The organism is Curtobacterium sp. VKM Ac-2884, from assembly GCF_015350945.1.
In the GTDB taxonomy this organism is placed as follows: Bacteria; Actinomycetota; Actinomycetes; order Actinomycetales; family Microbacteriaceae; genus Curtobacterium.
This window is the reverse complement of sequence record NZ_JADKSA010000009.1, coordinates 1-17,066: the sequence shown is the minus strand read 5'-3', so window position 1 is coordinate 17,066 and position 17,066 is coordinate 1. Positions and strand designations below refer to the sequence as shown.

The following is a 17,066-nucleotide window of genomic DNA, read 5'->3' as shown; positions in this document are numbered from 1 at the left end:
CTGGACCAGGCGCACCGATGCGCCCGCTCCGTCCGAGCGCCGAGCACGGGTCGGAGTCGTACCACCCCCACCGAGCAGGAGTCATCGTGGACATCCCCGCCACGCGAGGCATCCCCACCTCGGTCGTCGAGAAGACGGCCATCCGCAAGATCGCGATCCGCATCGTGCCGTTCGTGGCACTGATGTTCTTCATCAACTTCCTCGACCGCACCGCGATCTCCTTCGCGGCCCCGAACGGCATGGAGGCGGACCTCGGTCTGACCGCCGCGCAGTTCGGGTTCGCCTCCGGCGTGTTCTTCATCGGCTACCTCGTGCTCGAGGTGCCCTCCAACCTGGCGCTGCACAAGTTCGGCGCGCGCATCTGGCTCGCGCGCATCATGATCACGTGGGGCATCGTCTCGCTGCTCTTCACGTGGGTGCAGAACTACCCGCAGCTCGTCGGGCTGCGCTTCCTGCTCGGCATCGCCGAAGCCGGGTTCTTCCCCGGCGCAATCCTGTTCCTGTCGACGTGGGTGCCCGCCCGGCACCGCGGCAAGATGCTCGCGCTGTTCTACTTGGCCCAGCCCCTGACGAGCGTCATCGGCTCCCCGCTCGCCGGCTGGCTGATGACCCACGAGGGCATGCTCGGCGGCCTGGCCGGCTGGCGCTTCATGTTCCTGTGCGTCTCGATCCCGGCGATCATCGTCGGCGTCCTGTGCCTCTTCGTGCTCAAGGACAAGCCGTCGCAGGCGAAGTGGCTCGACGAGGACGAGAAGGTCTGGCTCGAGACGACGCTCGCTGCCGAGAGCGCCGCGAAGAGCGGGGGAGACGGGCACGCCAAGGGCGGTCTCCGTGCGGCCTTCGGTTCCGGTCGCGTCTGGATGCTCGCCGCGGTCTACTTCGGCTTCATCTACGGCCTGTACGCGCTGAGCTTCTTCCTGCCGACGATCATCGACGGCTTCCAGGAACAGTTCGGCACCACGTTCGACCTGTTCCAGAAGGGCATGATCACGGCGATCCCGTACGTCCCCGCCGCGGTCGTCCTGTACTTCTGGTCGCGTGACGCCTTCCGCCGTGGCGTCCGGGTCTGGCACATCGCCGTCCCCGCGCTCGTCGGTGGCCTGAGCATCCCGGTCGCGCTCTACATGAACAGCCCGGCCGCCACGATCGCCGTCATCGCGGTCACCGCCTGCGCGATCTTCGCCGCGCTGCCGAACTTCTGGACCGTGCCGACGCAGTTCCTGACCGGTGCCGCCGCGGCCGCTGGGGTCGCGCTCATCAACACCATCGGCAACCTCGGCGGGTTCGCCGCCCCGTACATCACGGGCGTCGTCAGCGGGTGGACCGGCGGCTACCAGGTCCCGATGTTCATCGTCGGCTTCTTCATGGTGCTGTCGAGCGTGCTGATGTTCGTGCTCGGTCGGAACACCAAGCGGAACGAACGACGGGACGCCGACGCTGCGGCGCAGGCCACGACGACCACGACCCAGGAGAGCCACGCATGACCCGCCTGTTCAACGACCCGGCCGACTTCGCCGACGAGATGGTCGACGGTTTCGTGGCCGCGAACCAGGCCCGGGTCCGCAAGGTCCACGGCGGCGTCGCCCGCTCGACCACCAGCCCCGAGGGGACCGTCGCGCTCGTCGTCGGCGGTGGCTCCGGCCACTACCCGGCGTTCGGCGGACTCGTCGGACACGGCCTGGCAGCCGGCGCTGCGATGGGGAACCTGTTCGCCAGCCCGAGCGCCCAGCAGGTCACGGCGGTCGCGAAGGCGTCCGAGCACGGCGGCGGGGTGCTGCTGAGCTACGGCAACTACGCCGGCGACGTGCTCAACTTCGACGCCGCGGCGCGGGCACTGGCCGACAGCGGGATCGACGTCCGCACCGTGCGGGTGACCGACGACGTCGCCTCTGCCCCGAGCGACGAAGCCCACAAGCGTCGTGGCATCGCCGGTGACCTGTGCGTCTTCAAGGTCGCCGGCGCCGCAGCGGAACGCGGGGACGACCTCGACGCGGTCACCGCCATCGCGTCCCGTGCCAACGACCGCACCCGCAGCTTCGGCGTCGCGTTCTCCGGCTGCTCGTTGCCCGGAGCCGACGAGCCGCTCTTCACCGTCCCCGAGGGGCGCATGGCGATCGGCATGGGCATCCACGGCGAGCGGGGCATCGCCGAGGCCGACGTCCCCACCGCGTCCGGCCTGGCCGACCTCCTCGTCGACAAACTGCTGACCGAGCTGCCGGAGGGCGTGGAAGCGCATGCCGGCCAGCGCGTCGTCCCGATCCTCAACGGCCTGGGCAGCGTCAAGTACGAGGAACTCTTCGTCGTCTTCGGTGCCGTGCAGCGTGGGCTCGCCGACGCGGGCGTCGTGGTCGTCGAACCCGAGGTCGGCGAACTCGTCACGAGCTTCGACATGGCCGGCGTCTCACTGACACTCTTCTGGCTCGACGACGAACTCGAGGAGCTCTGGGCCGCGCCCGCCGACAGCCCCGCCTACCGCAAGGGCGGTGCCGTCCCGCAGCAGCCGGTCGCACCCGAGGCGCTCGCCGCGGACGAGCAGGCACCGGTCACGCCCGGCACCGAGGCGTCGCAGGCATCCGCCGCCCGGGTCGTCGAGGCGATCACGGCCATCCGCACCACCATCGACGACCACGCCGACGAGCTCGGTCGCATCGACGCCGTCGCCGGCGACGGCGACCACGGCATCGGCATGCAGCGCGGCTCCACCGCCGCGGACCGCGCCGCGCAGGACGCCGCCGCACGGGGCGCCGGCGCCGGCAGCGTCCTGGCGATCGCCGGAGATGCCTGGTCCGACAAGGCCGGTGGCACGTCCGGCGCGATCTGGGGAGCCGCCCTGGAGGCACTGGGTCGCGTCCTCGGCGACGACCAGCGTCCGTCAGCCGCCACCGTTGCACAGGCCGTGCACGCGGCCGTCGAGGCGGTCCTCGCCTTCGGAGCCGTCCCCGGCGACAAGACCATGGTCGACGCGATCGTCCCGTTCGACCAGGTCCTCACCGACCGCGTCGCGGCCGGCGACGACCTGGTCCGCGCCTGGTCGGCCGCGTCCGCCGCAGCGACGGCCGCCGCCGACGCGACCGCCGACCTGCTGCCGAAGATGGGCCGCGCCCGAACCCACGGCGAGGACGCGGTCGGCACCCCCGACGCCGGCGCGATCTCGTTCGCCCTGATCACCGCGGCGGTCCTGTCGACCGTCTCCGTCCCCGCCTGATCCACACCACCACGAAAGGCACCCGCATGAGTGACCAGCAGTTCCGCATCGTCGTCGGCTCGGACGATGCCGGGTTCGACTACAAGGAGATCATCAAGCAGGACCTGCAGGCCGACCCGCGGGTCGCGTCGGTCGTCGATGTCGGCGTGGACGCGGACGGGCACACCGCGTACCCGCACGTGGCCGTCGATGCTGCGCGACTCGTCGCGTCCGGTGAGGCCGACCGCGCGATCCTGATCTGCGGCACCGGACTCGGTGTCGCGATCGCGGCGAACAAGGTCCCCGGCATCCGGGCCGTCACGGCGCACGACTCGTTCAGCGTCGAGCGTTCGGTCCTGTCGAACGACGCCCAGGTCCTCTGCATGGGTCAGCGCGTCGTCGGCATCGAGGTCGCCCGCCGGATGGCGAAGGAGTGGCTCGGCTACACCTTCGACCAGTCGAGCGCGAGCGCCGAGAAGGTCGCGGCGATCTGTTCCTACGATGGTTCTGCTCCGGTCGGGACCGACGCCTGATGCCGGCGACCACGGCGGCGGCCCCGATCACGATCGGGGTGTCGCTCAAGATGTACTTCGGGCACGCCCGGATGCTCGAGTGGGCGGCCGCCGTGGCCGACATCGCCCGGACGCACCCGGCGGTCCAGTCCGGCGCCGTCGAACTCTTCGTCATCCCGACGTTCCCGTCGCTCGTGCCGGTGCACGCCGTGCTCGAGCGCACCCCGGTGCTCCTCGGCGCGCAGGACCTGGCGTGGGCCGACGAGGGTGCCTTCACGGGTGAGGTGTCCGGCCGCGAACTCCGCGAGGTCGGGGTCGACCTGGTCGAGATCGCGCACGCCGAGCGTCGCTCCCTGTTCCACGAGTCCGACCAGGACATCGCCGGCAAGGTGCACGCCGCCTTCCGCAACGGTCTGCGTCCCCTCATCTGCATCGGTGAGACCGACCGCGCGGCCGACGGCGACCCGTCCGCTGCCGTCGCCGAGGTCACCGCGCAGCTCGACCGCTTCGTCGCGACGGCCGTCGCCGACGGGCTCGCCGGGCCGGTCATCGCCGCCTACGAGCCGGTCTGGGCCATCGGCGCACCGCAGCCCGCTCCCGACGAGCACATCGTCGCGGTGCTCGCGGGCATCGAGCAGCACCTGGCGACCCGTCCGGAGCTCGCCGGTTCGGTCGTCATCTACGGCGGCAGCGCCGGGCCGGGCCTGCTCACCCGGGGACAGGGCGGCATCGGTGGCCTGTTCCTCGGCCGCTTCGCCCACGACCCCGAGGCGATCCGCACGATCCTCGACGAAGCCGAGGCGCTGGCCGCGACGCAGGACGGAGCACCGGCGTGACCTCCCTGCTCGGCCTCTCCACCTACGCCTACTTCTGGCGGATGTCCGGCCGCGTGCCGGCACCGCTGTCCCTCGACGACGCCCTGCGCGACGCCGCGGCCCACGACGGCGTCGACCTGTTCCAGATCTGCGACCACCTGCCGCTCGACACCGCGTCGGACGACCGGCTGGCCGCGATCCGGACGCTGGCCGACGACCTCGGGCTCACACTCGAGGTCGGCACCCGCGGTACCGACCCGGCGCACCTCGCCCGGTACCTGCACATCGCGCAGGTGCTCGGTGCGACGCTCGTCCGGTCGATGTGGACGAGCGGCGACGACCAGCCGGACGCCGCCGAGACCGAACGCCGTCTGCGTCAGGCGCTGCCCGCCTACGAAGCGGCCGGGGTGACGCTCGCCCTCGAGACCTACGAGGTCGTCGCCACCGCCGACCTCGTAGCGGTCGTGCAGGCGATCGGCTCCGACCACCTCGGCATCTGCCTGGACCCGGCGAACACCGTCGCACGGCTCGAACACCCCGCCGACGTCGTCGCGATGACCACCCCGCACGTCGTCAACTGGCACGTCAAGGACTCCGGGTTCACCCGGTCACCGGGGTGGGTCGGGTTCCAGTACACCGGCGTCCCGATGGGCACCGGGGTCATCGACCACGACGCCGTCCGCGCCGCGATCGACCCCGACACCCGGGGGATCAACCGCGTCATCGAGTTCTGGCTGCCCTGGCAGGACGAGCACGCGGGCGCCGAACCACGACCGGGCGAGACGCCCGCACAGACCACCACCCGCATCGAGGCGGCGTGGACCGAACACACCATCGAGCACATCAGGAGCAAGGAATCATGACCGACACCGTCACCACCCCCCACACCGTCGCTGCCGGATCCGGTACGGCCGACGTCACCGTCGCCGTGATCGGTGCCGGCGGCAAGATGGGCACCCGCGTCTCGAACAACTTCGCGAAGAGCGAGTACACGACGCTCTACAGCGAGGCCTCGCCCGCCGGGCAGGAGCGCATCCAGGCCCTCGGCCGGTCACTCACCGACAGCGTCGAGGCCGCCAAGGTCGCCGACGTGGTCATCCTCGCCGTGCCGGACGTCCTGCTCGGGAGCATCTCGGAACAGCTCGTCCCGGTCATGAAGTCGGGTGCCAGCATCCTGACGCTCGACCCGGCCGCGGCCTACGCCGGACTGCTCGCCAAGCGCGAGGACATCCACTACGCCGTGGCGCACCCGTGCCACCCGTCGGTGTTCCTCGAGCGCACCACCAAGGCCGAGTGGGACGACACCTTCGGGGGCATCGCCGCTCCGCAGGAGGTCATCGCGGCCTTCGACGCGTCCGAGTCCCTCGGCGACGAGGACGAGCGCGCCAAGGCGATCGCCGAGGCCGTCATCACCACCATGTACGCGCCCGTCATCCAGGTGCACTGGGTCACCGTGAAGCAGCTCGCCGTGCTCGAGCCGACCCTGGTCGAGACCATCGCCTGCATGATCGGCGACTTCCTCAACGACGCCCTCGAGGAGACCGTCACCGGCGTCGGCGTGCCCCGCGAGGCCGCCCGCGCCATGCTCTACGGCCACACGTGGATCGCGCTGACCAACGGCCTGCGCGGCTCGAACCCGTTCTCGGACGCATGCCACATCGCCATGGGCTACGGCCGCGAGAAGCTCATCAAGGAGGACTGGAAGCAGGTCTTCGACGACAGCGAGCTCGACAGCGTCATCGCGAAGATGCTCAAGATCGACGCCGTCCGCCGCTGACACCCGTCTGATCCGCCGAAGCGACAGATTCCCGCCGACCCTCAGCGGGAATCTGTCGCTTTCGCGGTACTTGCTGGGCCCTCCTACGCGGGCAGCGGCCCGCCGCGGGGTCCCCAGGCTTCGGCGAGGGTGATCGAGGCGACCCCCGGCACCGTCAGCGCCCCCACGGACGCCCGGAACCACGCCGCTGCCGCCGCCGAGTGCTGCGCCGGATCCGTCGCGTCCGCCACGAACTGCGGCCCGTACCCGGCCTCGACCGTCGCGTCGGTCACGACGGGGCGCGCGGACGTCGCCACCGCGTTGAACCGTGGCCGCAGCGTCACCGGTCCGACGTGGAGCGCCCTGCCGGCGGCCAGCCGGGAGGCGCTCATCACCACCCAGCGCTGCATCCGGATCGACTCGGTCACCTGTTCGGGCGATCGGTCGTGCATCTGCGGCGTCACGCTGAAGGTCAGGGGCCCGTCCCAGTCGCGGAACAGGTCGACGGTCCGGTTCAGCTCCGTGAAGTGCGCGCGCGTACCCGCGACGACCTCGAGGTCGCCGGCAGCCGCCGCAGTATCGAGGAGGGCCTGCTGCAGCGCCGGGGTCGTCACGTGCGAGGACGGGTCGAACGCCCCGATGCGGACGACCGGCCCGCCCGCGAGCACGTCGTCGATCGCGGCGCGCAGTCGATCCGGGTCGTCGGTGACGAACCGGACGTCGAGCGGCCCGCCACCCGCATCGCGCCGAGCTGACGCCAGCACCGCCCCGACGTTCGGATCGTCGAGCACGGGTTCGACCAGGACCGGCACGCCGAGTGGGCGCGCGTCGGCCCGGCGCGCAGCCGCCGGGGCCGAGGCAGCGAGCAGCTGGAGCGTCGGCGGCGGGGCGACCACCGCGGTGGGAGCCGGCCCGTCCAGGAACGCGAGGTCCGGGGCGGGGGAGGCCGTGCCTCCCGGTCGATCGTCCGTCGTCGCGCGCAACGTGAGCGACTGGTGGACCACGGAGCCCGCGTCGAGCGCGACGGGGAACGGCTCGGACAGCGGCGTCGAGTAGGTCTTGAACGAGGCGTCGGTCCAGCCCCGTTGGTCCTCCGTCTCGAACACGTCGCCGGCCAGGTCGAGCGTCAGCGCGACCCGGCCCGTCGACCAGTCCAGCCCCGACAGGTCGCCGGCCGGCTGGTGCGGCGCGATCCACGTCGGGAACGCGGCCGCGGTGGCGCTGCCGGACGGATGCCGCGCGGTGACGGGCACGCCGGCGAGGGTCGGCGGGTGCAGCACGACCAGGCCGATGCGGTTGCGGCGGAACGGCGTCGTCGTGGTGCCGGTCGCGTCGACGCGCAGGATGGGGCCGTCGACGGTGACCTCGAGGACGTACCGGAGCACCTCGGTGTCGTCGTAGCGGGCGCTGGCCTCGATGCGCAGGCGCCCGCGGCTGCCCGTGCCGGAGGGCAGCGTCCGAGCGAGCACGGTGTCGTCGGCGGTGCGCCAGTCGTGGTCACGCGTCACGAACCGGATCGCCCGCAGCACCGGTTCGCCGTCGTACGCCAGGTCGGCGAGCTCGGCGCCGCGCAGCGTGAACCGCCACGCACCCATCGACGTCGCAGTGCCCATCGACGTCGCAGTCATGGCTCATGACTACCACCGGTCAACCGGTTGGGCAATGATGGGTCTGTGGAGCGACGGCGCTCCCAGGACGGAGCTCCCGCATGACCGCACGACTCGACCACAGGACCGCACTCGTCACGGGGGCGGGCTCCGGCATCGGCCGTGCGATCGCGGACCGGTTCGTCGCCGAGGGCGCACGCGTGGTCTACGCCGACCGGGACGCGACGGCGGCGGGCACCGCAGCAGCGGCAGCCGGCTCGCTCGCGCTGCCGCTCACCGTGGACATCGCCGACGAGACCAGCGTCGCAGCGGGGTTCGCCGCCCTCGCGGAGCGCGATCTGACGCCGGACGTGGTCGTCGCGAACGCCGGCGTGCAACTGTTCGGCCACGACGCCCGGGTCGCGGACGTCTCGCTCGACACCTGGAACCGCACGGTCGCGGTCAACCTGACGGGCACGTTCCTGACCGTGAAGCACGCCGTCCGGGCGATGCTCGCGGCCGGCGGCGGCGGGTCGATCATCGCGACGGGCTCACCCACCGGGCTGAACGGCGAGGGTGCGGACTTCGCGGCCTACTCGTCGACCAAGGGCGGCATCCACGCGCTCGTCCGTGCGACCGCGATGGCCTACGCCGGGGACGGCATCCGGGTGAACACCGTCGTACCGGGCTACACCGAGACCGGCCTCGTCTCGGCGATCTCCGGCGACCCCGAAGCGCGGGCCGCGATCGTCGCCCGCACGCCCCTCGGTCGCCCCGGGACCCCCGACGACGTCACCGGCATCATGGTCTACCTCGCCAGCGCGGAGTCGTCCTACGCGACGGGCGCCGAGTTCCGCGTCGACGGCGGCATGACGAGCCTCTGACCGCCTGCGGCGCGAGCTCGCCCCGAGTCTCGGGCTGAGCGACACCTCTCGGGCTCCGCAGTGCGAGGACTGTCGCCTCACCCAAGACTCGTGGCATCACCACCCCGACCGGGAGGCCCGGCGCAGCCCCGTCAGGCCGGCGTGCGGTGGGCGAGCAGCGCGCCCAGGGCCGCGGCCCCGCCCGCAGCGTCCGGCACCGTCACCATCCGTGCCTGCCCGCCGCGGAGCCGTGCCACGAGGCCCGGCCCCGACCGCACCACGTAGGCGACCCCACGGCCGGAGAGCCGGTAGCCCCAGCCACCCCACTGTCCGGGCGAGACGTCCTCCCACCCGCAGGACTCGATCCGCTCGAGCGGGACGCGCATGAGCGGGATGCGGGTCCACGTCGAGGTCAGTCGCATCCCACGCCGGTCCACGGTGAGCTCGGCCCGGGCGAGCACCAGTACGGCGAGCCCAGCGACGACCAACACCGCTCCGGAGGCGACGGCCGTACCGAGGTCGACCGGAGCCATCGCGAGCCCCGTGCCGATCCCGAGCCCCACGACGACGGCCCCGAGCGCCGCGAACCAGCGACTGCCGATGCGGGCGCGCCACGCGACCCGTGTGTCCGACCCGATGCGCAGCGGTTCGACGTCGTGCGCCGGCACCGGGGGAGCCGTCCGGACGAGCGCGACGACCGGGACCGCGGCGATGACCGCGCTGACGGCCAGGAACGGCACGGTCCACCAGCCGGACAGCGTCCCGTCGCCGACGGTGTTCGTCGCGGCGAGCACGATCCAGGCGGTGCCCAGGCTGCCGGCGAACAGGTTGGCGACGAGCACCAGGGTGGCGGCGGTCCGGCGGTCGGGCATCCGCAGCGCCGCGAACGCCACGGCCACGGCGCCGGCGGTCACCGCGAGCGTGATCCAGAACACCGGCCAGGGCGAACTCCAGCCGTCCGCGGTGCCGTCGGCCCCGAAGTGGACGGCCATGCGGTCCGGCAGGCTCGGTGCGGCGACGAGGGCCGCGACCACCAGGGCCAGCGACACCGCCGTCCCGGGTGCCACCACCGCCAGGCGAGTCCTTGCGTCCATCGGTCGGTTCGTCATCGTGCCCCCTTGATCATCGTGAACAGGTCGTCGAGCGGGACCCCGAGCGTGTCGGCCTGGTCGCGCAGCTCGTCCACGAGCGTGCGCAGCCGGTCGAACGACGCGTTGCCCGATCGCAAGACCGTTGCTCCGCGACCCCGCCGCAGTTCGATCAGTCCGTCGTCCTGCAGCTGTGCGTAGGCGCGCAGCACCGTGTGCATGTTGACGTCGACCGCGGCGGCGAGGTCGCGCGCCGACGGCAGGCGTTCCCCGCTCGCGAGGTCTCCGCGTGCGATCGCGTACCGGATCTGTGACGCGACCTGTTCGGCGAGGGTGGCCCGCGCGGTCGGGTCGACGGTGATCAACATGTTCGCATTGTATGCGAACAATCCCGCTGACGCGACGGTCCTCGTGGCGCGCTCTCCGGCCTTTGGCCATGGAACGCAGGCCCCCGTCCGGGGGTACGGCGTCCGGGTACTTTCGGCTGCAGCGAACCACTCGCGATTCAGGGAGAAAACCACGATGACGAACTACGAATCCGCCGACGGGGTGGAGCCCGTCCAGGTCACCACCTACCGTCTCGTCCGCAAGGCCGCCCGACGTGGTTGGGCCGTGCCCACCGACGAGGCCGAACCGTCCCTCGCCGACCTCGTGAGCACCCGCGGCTCCGCGCGCCCCGAGGCCCGCTGACCCCGCCACCGACGCCGCACGGGGGCCAGCAGTATCGTCGGCCCATGCCCCCTTCGACCCGAGCGGTCACCCGTGGCGTCGAGGTCGGGACCCGAGGCTCCGACACCGGCGTCCCCGTACTGATCCTGCACGGCAGCCCCGGCGGGATCGACGTCGCCGAGTTGATGGGGGCGTTCCTGCCGTCTGAGGACTTCCGCGTGGTCACGGTTTCGCGACCGGGCTACCTCGGCACCCGACTCGACGCCGACCACTCCACGATCGACGACGAGGCCGACCAGCTCGCCGGGGTCCTCGACGACCTCGGCATCGACCGGGTCGGTGTGCTGGCCTGGTCCGGTGGCGCCCCGGCCGCGTACCGACTGGCGGTCCGCCACCCGAATCGGACCAGGGCGCTCGCCGTCGCCTCCGGGGTGTCCGGTCGCTGGGTCCCCGGGTCGGCGGGACCGGCCGAACGACTCGTGACCGACACGGTGTTCGGCGCCGGTCTGGCGTCGGCCGCTGCGCGCATCGCCCCGGCTGCCGCGGCACGCGCTGCGGTGGCCGGCGTGAGCGCCCTGCGTGGCCGGGCCCTGCGGGAACACGTCGCCGGCGTCCTGGCCGACCCGGTGCGGCGGGCGTTCCTGCTCGGCCTCGCCCGGACCGGCAACGCGTCCGGACCCCGACGCGCCGGCTGGGACAATGACGTGCGCCAGCTCGCGGCCGTCGAGTCGCTCGACCTCGGTGCCGTCCGGGCTCCGACGCTCCTGGTGCACGGCGACGCGGACTCCGAGGTCGTGCACGACGACAGCGCCCGCGCTGCCGAGACGATCCCCGGCGCCGAGCTCGTCACGCTGCCGGGTGGCACGCACTTCGCGCTCTGGGACCACCGCGACGCCGCCGCCGTGCAAGCACAGGTGCGGGCGCACCTGCAGCAGCACTGACCACCGGTTCGCCCGCTTGCTCACGATCCGGTGTCGACGAGGTCTCGATCTCGACACGATGCCCCGTGCGTGACCACGGCGCTGCCACGATGGCGGGTATGGCTTCCCCCCGACTCGCGCTGCCCGTCGTCGCCGGTGCGCTGCTCGCGTCCCTCGTCCTGTCCGGCTGCTCCGCCGACGCCTCGTCGACACCGACGCCGACCTCGTCGAGCGCTCGATCGGCGGACGCAGCGGTGGACGCACCGGCGGCGTCCCCCACGGTGGACCCGATGGAGGAGGACCGCAGCGCCGCGGCCGTCTGCGGGCAGATCAGCGCGCTGTCGACGATCGCCCTGAACGCCTCGGACGGTCGTTCCCGCGGTGCCCTGACCGATGCGCAGTACGAGGCGCTGATCGCGGCGGAGCGCTTCGGGTACGAGCACCTGTCGAGCAGCGACGAGCGGCTCGACAACGCGATCGACTACGCGCACGAGTACCTCGACGCCCACCCGGCACCCACGTCGGGGCCGGCGCTCGAGGGCAGCCCCGAGTGGGACCTCGTCGGGCGCACCCTGAACACCGCGTGCCAGCAGGCCGGTTCGAACGTGGTCGCGACCGCTCAGTCCGGCGGCTGATCGCGACTCGTCCGGCGGCCAGAGCGCACCGGGGCACCGGGGCACCAGGGTCACGCAACGGTCGCGGCCCGCTCCACCGCACCGATCAGCGCGTCCAGCGCCCGGTCGAGCTCCGGAACCGTCACCGCCCCGTACCCCAGCACGACCCCGGCCGGCGTGCTGCCCGGAGCCATCCCGTACTCCTCGAGCGTCGAGACGAGCACGCCGGCACCGGCCATCCGCGCCGCGACCTCCTGCCCCGTCGCCGGACCCGACCACACCACCACGGCGTGCAGTCCGCCGGTCAGCGCACGGGCCTCCAGTCCGACGACGTCGTCGAGCCGGGCCGCGATCCGGGCGCGACGGTGCGTGTAGTCGCGCCGGACCCGGCCGAGGTGCCGGCGGAGCGAGCCGGTCCGGAGCAGGTGCGCGAGCGCGACCTGCACGGGCTCGGCGACGACCGCGCCGCGGGCACGACGGGCAGCGAGCACCGCGTCGGCGACCCCGGCCACGGGCCCGGCCCCGACCAGCACACCAGCCGTCGCGGGCAGCACGACGTAGGAGCAGCGCAGCCGTGGGTCGAGCGTCTTCGAGAACCCGCCGACGTGCAGCACCACCCCCTCGGCGTCGAGTGCCGCGAGTGCTGGCACGGGGCTGCCGCGGTGCCGGAACTCCGAGTCGTAGTCGTCCTCGACCACGAGCGTGCCCGTCGCCGCAGCCCAGGCGAGCAGCCGCTGCCGTCGCGCCACCGGCATCACCGAGCCGAGCGGGTACTGGTGCGTCGGCGTGACGAGCACGACGTCGACCGGCGGTGCGGCGGTGAGGGCATCGAGGTCCATCCCGTCGTCGTCGAGCGGCATGCCGACGACGGTCCCGCCCGCGCTGAGCACCGCACGCTGACCGGTCCGGTACCCCGGGTCCTCGACCGCGAACACGGGTGCGCGTCCGAGGTGCACGCGGAGCGCCTCGGTGACGAGCGACAACGCCTCGGAGGTCCCCGCGGTCAGCAGCACCCGGTCGACCGACGGAGCGAACCCGCGGCTCAGGCCGAGCTGTGCGACCACCTGCGCTCGGAGCTCCACCGTGCCCAGGGGGTCCGCGACGGCGTTCCGCAGTGGGGCGTCGGCCGCCGCCCGCCAGGCCGCGCGCCAGTCCCGCTGCGCGATCGCGGTGACGGCGGGGACCCCGGGGCGGCAGTCGATGACCCGGGCGGTGGCCATCGCCGTCGCACCCGGGTCCGACGCTGGCAGCAAGTCCCCGACGGCGCCGCCCCGGCCGCCCACGCTCGCCACGCCGCCGGTGCCAGCCGACGCGACGACCCGCGCCACCGCACCGTGCCGCGTCCGGATCCAGCCCTCGCCGTCGAGCTGGTCGTAGGCGGCGACGACCGTGCCGCGTGCGACGCCGAGCTCGGCGGCCAACGCCCGGGTCGAGGGCAGCGGATCGCCCTCGCGCAGCGTGCCGTCGTGGACCATCCGTCGGACGCGCGCGACCACCCCTGCGGTCTTTCCGGACTGGTCCACCACGATCACCTCGATCTGGTCCACGCACTGGACCACTGTCGAACCTAGCGTGGCCCGCATGAGCACCCCGAACCCCTCCGACGGCCCCGACCTGCGCGTCCGGCGGATCCGCGAACGCCAGTCCGACGACCCCGCCGTCCTCCGGGCGATCCTCGCCGAGGCCCACCTCGCCCACGTCGGGTTCGTCCGCGGCGGCCACCCGATCGTGCTGCCCTTCCTGTGCGGCGTCGGCGACCTCGGCGCCGGCCCGGTCCTGCTGCTGCACGGCTCGACCGGCGGCGGCCTCTTCCTCGAAGCAGGGGCCACCGGCGTGCAGGTCGCAGCGACGGTCACGCACCTGGACGGGCTCGTGTTCGCCCGATCGACCTTCGACAGCTCGGCGAACTACCGCAGTGCGATGATCGCGGGCGCCGCGACGGTCGTGCCGCCCGAGCTCCGCACCGAGGCGCTCTGGCAGGTCTCCGACCACCTCATGCCCGGCCGCCGCGACGAGGTCCGCGAGATGACCCCGAAGGAGGTCCGCGCCACCCAGGTCCTGCAGCTGCCCCTCGACCGCGCGAGCGTGAAGGTCCGGTTCCAGGGCAACGGCGAGGCCGCGGACGACGGCGAGGACCACGCGGTCTGGGCCGGCGTGCTGCCACTCGCGGTCCGCGCCGGCGTCCCGGTACCGGGGGACATCTCGGGGGACGCCCCGGTCGACGCGTCCGTCGTGGCGCTGGCGGCTCGCCTCGACCGCCAGTCGTCCGACCGGGAGGCCCGGATCGCCGCCGTCATGCGGGTCGCGTCCGTCTGACGCCGGGTCCGCGGGCCCCTGGACGCTGATCTGCCGCATCTGAGCGACCTGCGAGGATCGCCCGTTCCTGTGACGAGCCGCAGGAACACTCCGGGACTGCCCAGCCTCGATCCGCCCCGTGACCAATACGTTACTTTCCGGATCGCCCAGCGGTCCCGACCCGGAAGGACCCATGGGACGCCACGCCCTGCCTGCAGCAGCCGAAGACCGACAGCCCTCGCGAGCGACCCCGCACACCGCGGTGGAACCCGCCCCGGCGTCGCCGCAGCCGCAGCCGTCCCGTCCCCGTGGTCGTCGCTCGGCTCTCGGTCCCGCCGCTGCCCGGGCCACGTTCGTGGAGCACCCGAAGCCGACCCGCACCGTCCGGATGCAGCCGCGTCCGCTCCCGGTCGCCTCGAGCGCCGGTGCGGCCGTCCTGAGCCGGAAGGCCGTCCTGCGTGCCGAGCGGGCCGTCGACCCGCGGCACATCCGCCGCACCGCGAACGCCAAGCGTGCCGCGATCCTGCTCGCACCGGCCATCGCCGTGACCTCGAGTCTGACCCTGGCCGTGCCGGCGAACGCGGCGACCCCGGCCGAGACGCAGCAGGGCACGACGACCGCGCAGGCCGCGCAGACCTTCACCGTGGCGCACGACGTCAAGGTCCCCGTCGTCACGACCGACGGCATGACCACCACGACCACGGTCGTCTCGTACCCGACGCTCGACCTGCGCTTCGGGGTGACCACGGCCCAGGCGCAGTCGGCCCTGTCGGCGGCGCTGTCCGCCGGCGGCGACCGCGCCACCATCGTCGAGACCGCCCTGCAGTACATGGGCGACCCGTACGTCGAGGGCGGCGCGAGCCACGAGGGCATCGACTGCTCCGGCCTGACGATGGTCGCGTACGCGGCAGTCGGCATCCCGCTCGTGCACTACGTCCCGACGCAGGACGCCGCGGCGACGACGATCCCCGAGTCCGAGGCGCTGCCCGGTGACCTGGTCGTGTACGACGACGAGGACCACGTCGGGCTCTACCTCGGCCAGGGGCTCGTGCTGCAGGCACCGCACCCGGGCGAGGTCGTCGACATCGTGCCGATGTACTCGGCCGCGCACCACTTCGCGCGCCTGCTGCCCGCCGGCAGCTGATCCGACGCAGGCGGGGCCGTCGACGGTGACCATCCCGGCCACCGGAGGGTCCGGCACCGACGTGTCACGGGCCTCCCGTATCCTGGCCTGATGGCTTCCGACACCCGTACCCCGTTCGAACAGCAGCAGTCTGCTCGTCCGCAGGTGCGCCCGCGCACCGAGGGCTGGAAGCAGGCGACCGACACCGACGGCCGTCCGCTGCTGCAGTTCGCGTCGCCGAAGCGCGGCAAGCCGCCCGTGCACCTGGCCGACCTGACGGCCGAGGAGCGCGAGGCCCGCGTCAAGGAACTCGGTCTGCCGGGCTTCCGCGCGAAGCAGCTCGCGACCCACTACTTCACGCACTACACGTCCGACCCGGACAAGATGACCGACCTGCCGGCCGCCCAGCGCGAGCAGCTCGTCGCCGGGATGCTGCCGCCCCTGCTGACCGAGACCCGGCGGCTGGCGACGGACAACGGCGACACGATCAAGTTCCTGTGGAAGCTGCACGACGGCGCCCTGGTCGAGTCGGTGCTCATGCGGTACCCGGGTCGCATCACGCTCTGCGTCTCGTCGCAGGCCGGCTGCGGCATGAACTGCCCGTTCTGCGCCACCGGCCAGGCGGGGCTGACCCGCAACATGTCCACCGCCGAGATCATCGAGCAGATCGTCCGGGCCAACGCGGCCATCGCCGCGGGCGAGCTCGGGGGCGATCCCCGCAAGGGCGGCAAGGACCGCGTCGACGCCGAGCGCGTGACGAACATCGTGTTCATGGGCATGGGAGAGCCGCTCGCCAACTACAAGCGGGTGATGGACGCCGTGCGGTTGATGGTCGCGCCGCAGCCGAACGGCCTCGGCATGAGCGCCCGTGGCATCACGATCTCGACCGTCGGGCTGGTCCCCGCGATCCTCAAGCTGGCGGACGAGAACATCCCGGTGACCTTCGCGCTGTCGCTGCACGCCCCGGACGACGAACTCCGCGACGAGCTCATCCCGGTGAACTCGCGTTGGAAGGCCGACGAGGCGATCGACGCCGCGCACAACTACTACGTCAAGACGGGCCGTCGTGTCTCGATCGAGTACGCGCTCATCAAGGACATGAACGACCACGCCTGGCGTGCGGACCTGCTCGCCGAGAAGCTCAACAAGCGCGGCAAGGGCTGGGTGCACGTCAACCCGATCCCGCTCAACCCGACGCCGGGCTCCGTGTGGACCTCGTCCGAGGTGCACGTGCAGGACGAGTTCGTCCGACGGCTGAACGCCGCGGGCATCCCGACGACGCTGCGCGACACCCGTGGCAAGGAGATCGACGGGGCCTGCGGGCAGCTCGCTGCAGCGGAGTAGCCCCGCCGCCGACGGGGACTCCCGGGCCGACACGCCCGGGAGGAACCACGGTTGGCGAGGCCCCCGGGGCCTGTGTAGTGTTACCTCTCGTTGCCACGGCGGCGGAGAACGGAACGGCTGAGACGGTCACTGGGTTTACCCGGGGATCTTGTCCGCCACGGTTCTTCCCCGGGCAGCGGATTCACCAGCCTCTCTGGCGGAGCATCTTCGGGTGTCGAGCGGGGGAGTGCGTCTGGTCCTTGAGAACTCAACAGCGTGCACATTGTCAATGCCAATTTATTGATTGACCTCGTGCCT

General features: G+C 72.5%; 17 protein-coding genes. 13 read left to right on the top strand and 4 right to left on the bottom strand.

Annotated elements, in window-relative coordinates; translation table 11 throughout:
• The first annotated feature begins 86 nt into the window (after positions 1-86).
• The 6 genes from ITJ60_RS18480 to ITJ60_RS18455 are packed head-to-tail and all read left to right on the top strand — an operon-like array spanning position 87 to position 6,288.
• On the top strand, positions 87-1,484 hold the full coding sequence (locus tag ITJ60_RS18480; protein ID WP_194649007.1) for an MFS transporter: 1,398 nt from the start codon (positions 87-89) through the stop codon (positions 1,482-1,484).
• Positions 1,481-3,205: a dihydroxyacetone kinase family protein gene (locus tag ITJ60_RS18475; RefSeq protein WP_194649006.1), complete on the top strand. Its 1,725-nt coding sequence runs from the start codon at positions 1,481-1,483 to the stop codon at positions 3,203-3,205. Before ITJ60_RS18480 ends, ITJ60_RS18475 begins: the two co-directional genes overlap by 4 nt.
• 26 nt (positions 3,206-3,231) lie before the next feature.
• Complete coding sequence (locus ITJ60_RS18470) at positions 3,232-3,717, top strand: ribose-5-phosphate isomerase (RefSeq protein ID WP_194649005.1); 486 nt, start codon at positions 3,232-3,234, stop codon at positions 3,715-3,717.
• Positions 3,717-4,532 carry a triose-phosphate isomerase family protein gene (locus ITJ60_RS18465; protein ID WP_194649004.1) on the top strand — a complete coding sequence of 272 codons (816 nt, stop codon included), beginning with the start codon at positions 3,717-3,719 and terminating at the stop codon, positions 4,530-4,532. Before ITJ60_RS18470 ends, ITJ60_RS18465 begins: the two co-directional genes overlap by 1 nt.
• Positions 4,529-5,374, top strand: coding sequence for a sugar phosphate isomerase/epimerase family protein (locus tag ITJ60_RS18460; RefSeq protein WP_323749220.1), 846 nt, complete (start codon positions 4,529-4,531; stop codon positions 5,372-5,374). The genes ITJ60_RS18465 and ITJ60_RS18460 overlap by 4 nt, the downstream gene beginning before the upstream one ends.
• Positions 5,371-6,288 carry a phosphogluconate dehydrogenase C-terminal domain-containing protein gene (locus ITJ60_RS18455; protein ID WP_194649003.1) on the top strand — a complete coding sequence of 306 codons (918 nt, stop codon included), beginning with the start codon at positions 5,371-5,373 and terminating at the stop codon, positions 6,286-6,288. The genes ITJ60_RS18460 and ITJ60_RS18455 overlap by 4 nt, the downstream gene beginning before the upstream one ends.
• A gap of 83 nt (positions 6,289-6,371) precedes the next feature.
• On the opposite strand, the gene ITJ60_RS18450 is transcribed toward ITJ60_RS18455, so the two are convergent.
• Positions 6,372-7,895: a hypothetical protein gene (locus tag ITJ60_RS18450; protein WP_194649002.1), complete on the bottom strand. Its 1,524-nt coding sequence runs from the start codon at positions 7,893-7,895 to the stop codon at positions 6,372-6,374.
• 80 nt (positions 7,896-7,975) lie between these two features.
• Between ITJ60_RS18450 and ITJ60_RS18445 the strand changes: the two genes are divergently transcribed.
• Entirely contained in the window at positions 7,976-8,737 is a 762-nt protein-coding gene (locus tag ITJ60_RS18445) for an SDR family NAD(P)-dependent oxidoreductase (protein ID WP_194649001.1), read from the top strand.
• Between the two features lie 131 nt (positions 8,738-8,868).
• Here ITJ60_RS18445 and ITJ60_RS18440 read toward each other — a convergent pair whose 3' ends face one another.
• Both ITJ60_RS18440 and ITJ60_RS18435 read right to left on the bottom strand, forming a co-directional pair.
• Entirely contained in the window at positions 8,869-9,810 is a 942-nt protein-coding gene (locus ITJ60_RS18440) for a DUF1648 domain-containing protein (protein WP_194649000.1), read from the bottom strand.
• Between the two features lie 11 nt (positions 9,811-9,821).
• Positions 9,822-10,172 carry a GntR family transcriptional regulator gene (locus ITJ60_RS18435; RefSeq protein WP_111086536.1) on the bottom strand — a complete coding sequence of 117 codons (351 nt, stop codon included), beginning with the start codon at positions 10,170-10,172 and terminating at the stop codon, positions 9,822-9,824.
• Positions 10,173-10,326: 154 nt separating this feature from the next.
• Here ITJ60_RS18435 and ITJ60_RS18430 point away from each other — a divergent pair, with 154 nt between their 5' ends.
• From ITJ60_RS18430 to ITJ60_RS18420, 3 genes are all read left to right on the top strand, one after another.
• Positions 10,327-10,494 (top strand): hypothetical protein, encoded by a 168-nt coding sequence (locus ITJ60_RS18430; protein WP_159572230.1) that lies wholly within the window; start codon positions 10,327-10,329, stop codon positions 10,492-10,494.
• A gap of 44 nt (positions 10,495-10,538) precedes the next feature.
• Positions 10,539-11,414, top strand: coding sequence for an alpha/beta fold hydrolase (locus ITJ60_RS18425; protein ID WP_194648999.1), 876 nt, complete (start codon positions 10,539-10,541; stop codon positions 11,412-11,414).
• 98 nt (positions 11,415-11,512) lie between these two features.
• Complete coding sequence (locus ITJ60_RS18420; RefSeq protein WP_194648998.1) at positions 11,513-12,028, top strand: hypothetical protein; 516 nt, start codon at positions 11,513-11,515, stop codon at positions 12,026-12,028.
• A 50-nt stretch (positions 12,029-12,078) separates the two neighbouring features.
• Here the strand turns inward: ITJ60_RS18420 and ITJ60_RS18415 are convergent, their stop codons facing one another.
• Positions 12,079-13,554 (bottom strand): PLP-dependent aminotransferase family protein, encoded by a 1,476-nt coding sequence (locus ITJ60_RS18415; protein WP_194648997.1) that lies wholly within the window; start codon positions 13,552-13,554, stop codon positions 12,079-12,081.
• Positions 13,555-13,588: 34 nt separating this feature from the next.
• Here ITJ60_RS18415 and ITJ60_RS18410 point away from each other — a divergent pair, with 34 nt between their 5' ends.
• The 3 genes from ITJ60_RS18410 (at position 13,589) to rlmN (ending at position 16,769) form a co-directional block, all read left to right on the top strand.
• Positions 13,589-14,323, top strand: coding sequence for a pyridoxamine 5'-phosphate oxidase family protein (locus ITJ60_RS18410; protein ID WP_194648996.1), 735 nt, complete (start codon positions 13,589-13,591; stop codon positions 14,321-14,323).
• Between the two features lie 172 nt (positions 14,324-14,495).
• Positions 14,496-15,446 (top strand): C40 family peptidase, encoded by a 951-nt coding sequence (locus ITJ60_RS18405; protein WP_194648995.1) that lies wholly within the window; start codon positions 14,496-14,498, stop codon positions 15,444-15,446.
• A gap of 90 nt (positions 15,447-15,536) precedes the next feature.
• Positions 15,537-16,769, top strand: a complete 1,233-nt coding sequence (gene rlmN / locus ITJ60_RS18400; protein WP_111086542.1) for a 23S rRNA (adenine(2503)-C(2))-methyltransferase RlmN — start codon at positions 15,537-15,539, stop codon at positions 16,767-16,769.
• Positions 16,770-17,066 lie beyond the last annotated feature (297 nt).

Coding starts and splice junctions, on each gene's coding strand:
- ITJ60_RS18455 (WP_194649003.1), top strand. CDS start 5,371: ATGACCGACACCGTCACCACCCCCCACACCGTCGCTGCCGGATCCGGT.
- ITJ60_RS18430 (WP_159572230.1), top strand. CDS start 10,327: ATGACGAACTACGAATCCGCCGACGGGGTGGAGCCCGTCCAGGTCACC.
- ITJ60_RS18450 (WP_194649002.1), bottom strand. CDS start 7,895: ATGACTGCGACGTCGATGGGCACTGCGACGTCGATGGGTGCGTGGCGG.
- ITJ60_RS18420 (WP_194648998.1), top strand. CDS start 11,513: ATGGCTTCCCCCCGACTCGCGCTGCCCGTCGTCGCCGGTGCGCTGCTC.
- ITJ60_RS18425 (WP_194648999.1), top strand. CDS start 10,539: ATGCCCCCTTCGACCCGAGCGGTCACCCGTGGCGTCGAGGTCGGGACC.
- ITJ60_RS18410 (WP_194648996.1), top strand. CDS start 13,589: ATGAGCACCCCGAACCCCTCCGACGGCCCCGACCTGCGCGTCCGGCGG.
- ITJ60_RS18440 (WP_194649000.1), bottom strand. CDS start 9,810: ATGGACGCAAGGACTCGCCTGGCGGTGGTGGCACCCGGGACGGCGGTG.
- ITJ60_RS18465 (WP_194649004.1), top strand. CDS start 3,717: ATGCCGGCGACCACGGCGGCGGCCCCGATCACGATCGGGGTGTCGCTC.
- ITJ60_RS18405 (WP_194648995.1), top strand. CDS start 14,496: ATGGGACGCCACGCCCTGCCTGCAGCAGCCGAAGACCGACAGCCCTCG.
- ITJ60_RS18445 (WP_194649001.1), top strand. CDS start 7,976: ATGACCGCACGACTCGACCACAGGACCGCACTCGTCACGGGGGCGGGC.
- rlmN (WP_111086542.1), top strand. CDS start 15,537: ATGGCTTCCGACACCCGTACCCCGTTCGAACAGCAGCAGTCTGCTCGT.
- ITJ60_RS18435 (WP_111086536.1), bottom strand. CDS start 10,172: ATGTTGATCACCGTCGACCCGACCGCGCGGGCCACCCTCGCCGAACAG.
- ITJ60_RS18470 (WP_194649005.1), top strand. CDS start 3,232: ATGAGTGACCAGCAGTTCCGCATCGTCGTCGGCTCGGACGATGCCGGG.
- ITJ60_RS18475 (WP_194649006.1), top strand. CDS start 1,481: ATGACCCGCCTGTTCAACGACCCGGCCGACTTCGCCGACGAGATGGTC.